Annotated in this window: 8 protein-coding genes; 5 read left to right on the forward strand and 3 right to left on the reverse strand. The window is 71.3% G+C overall.

The window, feature by feature from the left end; genetic code table 11:
* Window positions 1-136 precede the first annotated feature (136 nt).
* Window positions 137-724 carry an EamA/RhaT family transporter gene (locus ACZ6D7_RS26475; RefSeq protein ID WP_469495480.1) on the forward strand — a complete coding sequence of 196 codons (588 nt, stop codon included), beginning with the start codon at window positions 137-139 and terminating at the stop codon, window positions 722-724.
* A gap of 268 nt (window positions 725-992) precedes the next feature.
* Here the strand turns inward: ACZ6D7_RS26475 and ACZ6D7_RS26480 are convergent, their stop codons facing one another.
* Complete coding sequence (locus tag ACZ6D7_RS26480) at window positions 993-2,462, reverse strand: SulP family inorganic anion transporter (RefSeq protein ID WP_469495482.1); 1,470 nt, start codon at window positions 2,460-2,462, stop codon at window positions 993-995.
* A gap of 288 nt (window positions 2,463-2,750) precedes the next feature.
* Here ACZ6D7_RS26480 and ACZ6D7_RS26485 point away from each other — a divergent pair, with 288 nt between their 5' ends.
* The 3 genes from ACZ6D7_RS26485 to proC all read left to right on the forward strand — a co-directional run bounded on the left by ACZ6D7_RS26485 (window position 2,751) and on the right by proC (window position 5,304).
* On the forward strand, window positions 2,751-3,596 hold the full coding sequence (locus tag ACZ6D7_RS26485; RefSeq protein WP_469495485.1) for an ABC transporter ATP-binding protein: 846 nt from the start codon (window positions 2,751-2,753) through the stop codon (window positions 3,594-3,596).
* Window positions 3,593-4,375, forward strand: a complete 783-nt coding sequence (locus ACZ6D7_RS26490; RefSeq protein ID WP_469495487.1) for an ABC transporter permease — start codon at window positions 3,593-3,595, stop codon at window positions 4,373-4,375. The genes ACZ6D7_RS26485 and ACZ6D7_RS26490 overlap by 4 nt, the downstream gene beginning before the upstream one ends.
* Before the next feature lie 116 nt (window positions 4,376-4,491).
* The gene (gene proC, locus ACZ6D7_RS26495) at window positions 4,492-5,304 is read left to right on the forward strand and encodes a pyrroline-5-carboxylate reductase (RefSeq protein WP_469495490.1); all 813 of its coding nucleotides are present in this window, start codon (window positions 4,492-4,494) and stop codon (window positions 5,302-5,304) included.
* Window positions 5,305-5,325: 21 nt separating this feature from the next.
* Here proC and ACZ6D7_RS26500 read toward each other — a convergent pair whose 3' ends face one another.
* Window positions 5,326-5,913 carry a cysteine hydrolase family protein gene (locus ACZ6D7_RS26500; protein ID WP_469495492.1) on the reverse strand — a complete coding sequence of 196 codons (588 nt, stop codon included), beginning with the start codon at window positions 5,911-5,913 and terminating at the stop codon, window positions 5,326-5,328.
* Between the two features lie 165 nt (window positions 5,914-6,078).
* On the opposite strand from ACZ6D7_RS26500, the gene ACZ6D7_RS26505 reads away from it, so the two are divergent.
* Window positions 6,079-7,113, forward strand: a complete 1,035-nt coding sequence (locus tag ACZ6D7_RS26505; RefSeq protein ID WP_469495542.1) for a GlxA family transcriptional regulator — start codon at window positions 6,079-6,081, stop codon at window positions 7,111-7,113.
* On the opposite strand, the gene trpS is transcribed toward ACZ6D7_RS26505, so the two are convergent.
* Entirely contained in the window at window positions 7,029-8,078 is a 1,050-nt protein-coding gene (gene trpS / locus ACZ6D7_RS26510) for a tryptophan--tRNA ligase (protein ID WP_469495497.1), read from the reverse strand. The genes ACZ6D7_RS26505 and trpS overlap by 85 nt on opposite strands.
* Window positions 8,079-8,717: the final 639 nt, after the last annotated feature.

An 8,717-nucleotide genomic window follows, 5' to 3' on the forward strand; every position in this document is an offset into this window, starting at 1 on the left:
CTTGTCCCCACCTCCCCCCCCACCCCCCCCACCCCCCCCCCCCCCCCCCCCCCCCCCCCCCCCCCCTCCCCCCCCCCCCCCCCCCCCCCCACGACCCACCCGGGAGCCCCGCCCCGCCCGGCGCCATAATCGTCCCGTGAGCGACGAAAACGGCACCCCGGACACCTCGGCGGGCTCCTCGGACACGCGGGCCGACTCCCCGGACCGCCGGCCCGGCCCCCCGGAACCCACCCCCGCCGCCCCCGCGGGCAAGGCGGCCCCCGCCGCCCCCCGCCCCGAGCCCCTGCGCTTCTTCGGCACGACCTGGGTGAACCACGACCAGGGCTACGCCGTCCGCCGCGCCGGCGTGACCGTCGGCGCGCTCGCCGCCACGACCGCCTCCTGCCTCGTCCTACGCTTCGCCTACGAGGGCCTGGCCGTCGCCGACATCGGCGGCTTCGTGAACCTGCTGGTCGTCGTGATGTTCGCGATCTGCAGCGCCCTCGCCTTCCGCAACACCTGGGAGAGCTTCACCAAGCGCCCCGACCCCGACCGCCAGGCCTCCCTCCGCGGTCTGCTGGCCATCGGCTTCGTCGGCTCGCTCGTCGCCTACTTCTTCCGCTCTCTCACCGAGGCCCCCGGCGAGAAACTCCACCGCGCCGAGTACGAGACGGCCCGGCAGCAGCACGAGAAGCGCACCACCCGCCGCACCGGCAACCCCGCGAAGAAGCGCCGCCGCACCTGACCCCCGAGGCCCTGCGCGTCCTGTTTCCGGGCGGCGCGCCGGCGCCGTGGTGGAACACCGGCGCACTCGACGTCCGTGGATCGAAGTCCAGGCGCACCGCATCGAACGCCGCTTCGGCATCGACCCGGTGGTGAAGAAGGACGCTTGGGAAAGGCACGCCTGCAACTCCCTCAGGGCCGCGGGGCTGTGCCGAGGTGCGGCTGCCGCCGCACGGGCGCGACCGGCCCCGGAAGACCCGCACCCGACCGCCGACAGGTTCCGGGTCCGTTCATGTGTTGGGCCGCACCTCCGCGATCCGCTCCGGCGTACCCGCACCCCCCTCCGCGACAGCCGAGCGCAGCTCCCGCGTGGCCGCCCACCCCTCCAGGGCCGCCGCGCAGGCGTGATCCACATGCCGCAGCCCCGCCAGCTCCAGCCGCACCGTCCGGTCGCGGGGCAGCGCGTCCAAAGCGTCCAGCAGCTTCGGCAGCCGCAGGAACGTCGCATGACCGACCACCCGCACGACGATCCCGTCGTCCCCCCGGTCCTCCGTCTCCACATGCACATGGCTGATCTCCCACGCCGTCTTCGCCACGGCCAGCGCCAGCCCGATCAGCACCCCCTCGAACAGGTTCCCCACCACGATCGCGACCGCCGTGACACCGAGTACGAGGACCTCCCCCCGATGCCCGCGCCACAGCGCCCGCACCTCCCGCACGGGCACGAGCTTGCACCCGGCGTACACCAACAGCCCGGCCAGCGCGGCGACCGGGATGACTCCCAGCACCCCGGGGACGACTGCGGTGAACAGCAGCAGCCACACCCCGTGCAGCACCCGCGACACCTTCGTCCGCGCCCCGGCCTGTACGTTCGCCGCGCTCCGCACGATGACCGCCGTCATCGGCAGCGCGCCCAGCACCCCGCACACCGCGTTCCCCGCGCCCTGCGCCATCAGTTCCCGGTCGTAGTCCGTCCGCCGTCCGTCATGCAGCCGGTCCACCGCTGCCGCGCTGAACAGCGACTCCGCCGACGCGATCAGCGCGAACGCCACGACCGTCCCGATCACACCCACTTCCGTCAGCCGTCCGAAATCCGCCGCCTCCGGCACCCGTACGGCATCCCACAGCCCCTGCACCTGGACCCGCCGCACATCCAGGTCGAACGCCCAGGTCGCCCCGGCCGCCAGCGCCACCGCCACCAACGGCGCCGGAACCAGCCGCGCCCCGCGCCGCCACCGACCCCACAGCAGCAGCACGACCATCGTGGCACCCCCCACTGACAACGCCACCGGATCCACCCGCCCGGGCAGCGACACCAGCCCGGCGAGCTTCCCGAGCCCGCTCCCCGGCGCCGCCGCGTCCCCGAGGGCGTACACCTGCCCGGCGACCAGCACCAGCCCGATCCCGGCGAGCATCCCTTGCACGACGGCCACGGACACGGCCCGGAACCATCGCCCGAGCCGCAGCGCCCCGAGCCCGAGCTGCACCAGCCCGGCCCCGAGCACGAGCACCCCGAGCACCTGGAGGCCGTACGCCTGCACGGCCTCGTACACCAGCACGGTCAGCCCGGCGGCCGGCCCGCTCACCTGGAGGCTGCTGCCGGGCAGCAGTCCGGCGACGAGCCCGCCGACGATCCCGGTGACCAGCCCCAGCTCGGCGGGCACACCGGACGCTATGGCGACGCCCACACACAGGGGCAGCGCGACGAGGAAGACGACGAGGGAAGCGAACAGATCGGCCTTGTGGACACCACGGCGCAACACGGAGCACCTCCGGTAGGGAACGGGAGATGCGTGGGCGCGCCGCACCGGGGGAGGGCGCGGCGACGAACCGCGCGGCAGCGGCCGTAGCCCTCACCGCGCATGAATTCCATTGTCAGTTGAAACGACCGACCCCGCGGCGGGTTCCTGTGCCCACCGTGTGAACACAGAGTCGAAGGAACCGGAGCATCCGCCTCCAATCCCACCGCCACGCGCCTGCGCCGCCGCGCACACCCCACCCAGCCTGGAGGGTTGACGAGCCACCACCCCGAGAGCATTATTCATCGCATGATGAATTCGACGAGCGAGCCCTCCGACCCACCCCCCGACAGCCGGTCGGCGTCCTCCGCCCCCACCGGCCACGAACCCGTGCGCCCCGCCATCGACGCCCGCGACCTCACCGTCGTCCGCGGCCCCCGCACCGTCCTGCGCGCCCTCGACTTCACCGTCCCGCGCGGCCAGATCACCGGTCTCCTCGGCCCCTCCGGATGCGGCAAGTCCACGCTGATGCGCGCCGTCGTCGGCACCCAGGCCAAGGTCGCCGGCACCCTCGACGTCCTCGGCAGCCCCGCCGGCCACCCCTCCCTGCGCACCCGCATCGGCTACGTCACCCAGGCCCCCTCCGTCTACGACGACCTGACGGTCCGCCAGAACCTCGACTACTTCGCCGCGATCCTCGACCCCGGCCGCGCCGCGTCCGACCGCCGCCACGAGAACGTCACCCGCGCCATCTCCGACGTCGACCTCACCACCCACGCCGACGCCCTCGCCGGCAATCTCTCCGGCGGCCAGCGCAACCGCGTCTCCCTCGCCGTCGCCCTCCTCGGCACCCCGGAACTCCTCGTCCTCGACGAACCCACCGTCGGCCTCGACCCCGTCCTCCGCCGCGACCTGTGGCAGCTCTTCCACGACATCGCCGCCTCCCGCGGCGCCACCCTCCTCATCTCCTCCCACGTCATGGACGAGGCCGAGCGCTGCCACCGCCTGCTCCTGATGCGCGACGGCGAGATCCTCGCCGACGGCACCCCGGACGCCCTGCGCGAAAGCACCCACTCCGACACCGTCGAGACGGCCTTCCTCCACCTGGTCGACCAGGCCGCCGCGGCCGCCCGCGAGAAGGAGACCACCCGATGACCACCTCGGCCCCCGCCACTCCCACGGCCCCCACCGGCGCCCTCAACCTCTCCCGCACCACCGCCACCGCCGCACGCGTCCTGCGTCAGCTGCGCCACGACCCCCGCACCATCGCGCTGATGATCCTCATCCCCTGCGTGATGCTCTTCCTGCTGCGCTACGTCTTCGACGGCAACCCGCGCACCTTCGACAACATCGGCGCCTCCCTCCTCGGGATCTTCCCGCTGATCACGATGTTCCTGGTCACCTCCATCGCCACCCTGCGCGAACGCACCTCCGGCACCCTCGAACGCCTCCTCGCCATGCCCCTCGGCAAGGGCGACCTCATCGCCGGCTACGCCCTCGCCTTCGGCACCCTCGCGATCATCCAGTCGGCCCTGGCCACGGGCCTCGCGGTCTGGTTCCTCGACCTCGACGTCACCGGCAGCCCCTGGCTCCTCCTCCTGGTCGCCCTCCTCGACGCCCTGCTCGGCACCGCCCTCGGTCTCTTCGTCTCGGCCTTCGCCGCCTCCGAGTTCCAGGCGGTCCAGTTCATGCCGGCCGTGATCTTCCCCCAGCTCCTCCTCTGCGGCCTCTTCACCCCCCGCGACGCCATGCACCCCGCCCTCGAAGCCGTCTCCGACGTCCTCCCCATGTCCTACGCCGTCGACGGCATGAACGAGGTTCTCCACCACACCGACATGACAGCCACCTTCGTACGGGACGCCCTGATCGTCGGCGGCTGCGCGCTACTGGTCCTGACCCTGGGCGCCGCGACGCTACGACGCCGGACGGCGTGACGGACAGAGGTGAGCGCAGCGAATACCGCCGTCCGCCCACCGGACACCCACGCCACACCCACACCCCCGATGGGAGGATGAACAAGGACGACGCAACCTCCGGAGGGCCCCGCACCATGACTCAGAAAGTCGCAGTCCTCGGCACCGGCAAGATCGGCGAAGCCCTGCTCAGCGGAATGATCCGAGGCGGCTGGCCCCCGGCCGACCTCCTCGTCACCGCCCGCCGCCCGGAACGCGCCGAAGAACTCCGCACCCGCTACGGAGTCACCCCGGTCACCAACCCGGAGGCGGCGAAGACCGCCGACACGCTCATCCTCACGGTCAAGCCGCAGGACATGGGCACGCTCCTCGACGAACTCGCCCCGCACATCCCCGCCGACCGCCTGGTCATCAGCGGCGCGGCAGGCATCCCCACCTCCTTCTTCGAGGAGCGCCTCGCCGCCGGCACCCCGGTCGTCCGCGTTATGACGAACACCCCCGCCCTCGTCGACGAGGCCATGTCCGTCATCTCCGCCGGCACCCACGCCACCGCCGACCACCTCGCCCACACCGAGGAGATCTTCGGCGCTGTCGGCAAGACCCTCCGCGTGCCGGAGTCCCAGCAGGACGCCTGCACCGCCCTCTCCGGCTCCGGCCCGGCGTACTTCTTCTACCTGGTCGAGGCCATGACCGACGCCGGCATCCTGCTCGGTCTGCCCCGCGACAAGGCCCACGACCTCATCGTCCAGTCCGCGATCGGCGCCGCGACGATGCTCCGCGACAGTGGCGAACACCCCGTCAAGCTCCGCGAGAACGTCACCTCCCCCGCCGGCACCACCATCAACGCCATCCGCGAACTGGAGAACCACGGCGTACGGGCCGCCCTCATCGCCGCCCTCGAAGCCGCCCGCGACCGCAGCCGCCAGCTGGCCTCCGGCAACAACAGCTGACCCGCTCCAGGGGGCGGCGGATCACGCGGCCGCGGCCGCCACGATCTCCTTCGTGGTCACCACCCGCGCGAAGCCGCCCCCGTGCAGCGACACCGCCGACGCCTGGGCCAGCTCCTCCGCACTCCGCCGCCAGCCGAACGGCCCCTCCAGATCGAAGGTGTACGTCGCGTCGTACGCGAACAGCACGTCGTACCCCAGGTTCCCGCCCATCCGCGCCGTCGTCTCGGCACACATGTTCGTCTGGATCCCGGCCACCACGATCTGGCCCGCCCCCTCGCCCGTCAGCCAGGCATGCAGATCCGGCGTCCCGAGAAACGCGGAGTTCACCGACTTCGTCACGAGCAGCTCGGCCCCCGCACCCCGCCCGCGCCGCCGCTCCACATAGTCCTTGAACCCGTTGCCCTCGTACCCGCTCCGCAACGGCGAATCCGGCTTCGACGAGTCATGCCGTACGAACACGACCGGCCGCCCCGTCGCCTGCCATACGTCGATCAGGGCGGCGATGTTGTCGTCCGCCTCCGGATTGTTGCGCGTACCCCAGTAGCCCACCTCCTCGAATCCCCGCTGCACGTCCACGACCACCAGCACTGCGTTCTGCGCGATGTCCATGCCCACGATCGTGCCGCCCGGCCCGCCCACCGCCCAGCGGTACAAAAGCCAGCGATCGATGATTTACTGCCACCCATGGCAGACAAGGCGACCGCGACGACCAGGGCAACCGCGACGCCCAGGACGATCACGACAGCCACGGCGGCCACGGCGGCCACGACAGCTATGGCGGCCCCTGCCCCAGCCCCGACCTACCGAGTGGCGCTGGTCGCCTTCCCGGGTATCCGGGCCTTCGACGTCTCCGTCATCACCGAGGTCTGGGGAACCGACCGCACCGACCGCGGCGCCCCCGCCTTCGACCTGCGCCGCGTCGCCGCCGACACCACCCCCATCCCCATGCGCGGCGGTCTGGCCCTCCACCCCGACCGCACCCTCACCTGGCTCCCCCGCGCCGACCTGATCGTCGTGCCCGGCCTCGATGACCACCTCACTCCCGCACCCACCCCCGTCCTCGACGCACTACGCCGCGCCCACGCCCGCGGCACCACCCTCGCCGCCCTCTGCGGCGGAGCCTTCACGCTCGCCCAGGCCGGCCTCCTCGACGGCCGCCGGGCGATCACCCACTGGAACCTGATCGACCTCTTCCGCGCGCACCACCCCCACGTCAGCGTCGTCCCCGATGTCCTCTTCATAGAGGACGACAACATCTGGACCGCCGCGGGAACGGCAGCCGGCATCGACCTCTGCCTCCACCTCGTCCGCCGGGCCCACGGAGCCGAGGCAGCAGCCACCATCGCCCGCTCGATGGTCACCGCCCCGTTCCGCACCGGCACCCAGGCGCAGTTCATCGAGCACCCCACGCCCCGCGCCGACCGCGACGCCGACGCCCTCGCCGCCGTACGCGAACACGCCCTGCGCCACCTGCACGAACCACTCACGGTGGCCGACCTGGCGGCCTACGCGGGTATGTCCCCCCGCAGCTTCGCCCGCCACTTCACCGCCGCCACCGGCACCACCCCCCTCCGCTGGCTTCTCGACCAGCGCATCGCCACAGCCCAGAAACTCCTCGAACGCACCGACCTCCCCATGCCCGAGGTCGCCCGCCGCGCCGGCTTCGGCAGCGAGATCACGATGCGCCAGCACTTCGCCTCGCGCCTCGCCACCAGCCCACGCGCCTACCGAGCCGCGTTCAGCACCTCATCCGCCACGGCCCCGGACGATCCGTCCGTCACCGGTGGCAGCAACCCGATCGCGCGATAAGCGGTATCCACGACCGGCCGCGCCATTCCCCGAGCCTTCTCCGCACCAACCCGAAGCACCCCCTCCACATACGCGGGATCCGCACACAACTCCCGGTGCCTGACCTGCACCGGCCGCAGGATCTCGACCACGGCCTCCGCCGTGTCCTTCTTCAAAGCGCCGTACGACTGGTAAACGGCCGCCAGATCCTCCGGGTTCCCACCCGTACAAGCGGCGAGGATCTCCAGCAGATTCGCGACCCCCGGCCGCTCCACCCGGTCGTACACGACCTCCCGCCCGCTGTCGGTGACGGCCCGCATCACCTTCTTCCGCACCACGTCCGGCTCATCGAGCAGATAGACGATCCCCGGCCCGGAGTCGTCGCTCTTCCCCATCTTCGAAGTCGGCTCCTGGAGGTTCATCACCCGCGCCGCCACCACCGGATGGGTGGCCTTCGGCACCACGAACGTGCGCCCGTACCGCTGGTTGAACCGCACCGCCAGATCCCGCGTCAGCTCGACATGCTGCGTCTGGTCCTCCCCCACCGGCACCTCGTCGGTCCCGTACGCCAGGATGTCCGCCGCCATCAGCACCGGATACGTCAGCAGCGACAGCCGCACACTCCCCCCGCGCTCCCGCTCCCGGGCGGCCTTCTCCTTGTACTGGATCATCCGCCGCATCTCCCCGTCACTGGCCACGCACTCCAGCACGTACGACAGCCGCGCATGCTCATCCACATGGCTCTGTACGAAGACCGTGCACAACTCGGGGTCCAGTCCCGCCGCCAGTAGCAGCGTCGCCGCCTGCCGACTGAGCCGGCGCACCCGCGCAGGGTCGTGCTCCACGGTCAGCGCGTGCAGATCGACGACGCAGAACAACGCGTCCGCCCGGTGCTGATCGACCTCGGCCCACCGCCGCATGGCCCCCAGATAGTTCCCCAGGGTCAGATGCCCGGTCGGCTTGATCCCGCTGAAAACCCGTGCCATCTCCACTCCACCTCCTGGTCGAGGCCGCCGTCCCGGCCGGCCGACCCTCAGGAGTCCTGGAGGGAGAAACAAGAACGGCCGCCGGGGCGGCGGCCGTTTGTCGCATACGTGAGCACGGCCGCCGTCAGGCGGCCCACCACAGCTGGGTGCTCGTGCACGTACGCGTAGTCATGGGGACACGGTACGCCTCCAGAGTGCTGCTGGGGCGTGGGTTGACACACCCCCGGCGGATACGTAGTGTTCTCCGAGTTGTCCGACGTGAGCGCCGACCCCGGTCGGTCCCCGGACAGCCATTCCGCAAGTACCAACCACACCTCGACGAGCAGTCGTTTCGTCTGCCGTCGTGTCATTGGCATGCGTATTCGCGAAATGAGGAATCCGCGTTCGAAAGGACGCAGCCCCCGATTGGCTTCGGGAGCCGGGAATCCGCTAAAGTCTCACTCGTCGGAACGGCCCAGCGGCCGGGAAGACAACCCCCTCTGACTGGGAATCAGACGCCGAAAGGATCTGATAGAGTCGGAACCGCCGGAAAGGAAAACGCGAGAGCGGAAACCTGGAAAGCACCGAGGAAATCGGATCGAGAAAAGATCTGATAGAGTCGGAAACGCAAGACCGAAGGGAAGCGCCCGGAGGAAAGCC

The organism is Streptomyces sp. NPDC041784 (assembly GCF_055591025.1).

Excerpts from the sequence above, each read along its gene's own strand:
- ACZ6D7_RS26485 (WP_469495485.1), top strand. The coding sequence starts at position 2,751 with ATGATGAATTCGACGAGCGAGCCCTCCGACCCACCCCCCGACAGCCGG.
- ACZ6D7_RS26490 (WP_469495487.1), top strand. The coding sequence starts at position 3,593 with ATGACCACCTCGGCCCCCGCCACTCCCACGGCCCCCACCGGCGCCCTC.
- proC (WP_469495490.1), top strand. The coding sequence starts at position 4,492 with ATGACTCAGAAAGTCGCAGTCCTCGGCACCGGCAAGATCGGCGAAGCC.
- ACZ6D7_RS26500 (WP_469495492.1), bottom strand. The coding sequence starts at position 5,913 with ATGGACATCGCGCAGAACGCAGTGCTGGTGGTCGTGGACGTGCAGCGG.
- ACZ6D7_RS26505 (WP_469495542.1), top strand. The coding sequence starts at position 6,079 with ATGGCGGCCCCTGCCCCAGCCCCGACCTACCGAGTGGCGCTGGTCGCC.
- trpS (WP_469495497.1), bottom strand. The coding sequence starts at position 8,078 with ATGGCACGGGTTTTCAGCGGGATCAAGCCGACCGGGCATCTGACCCTG.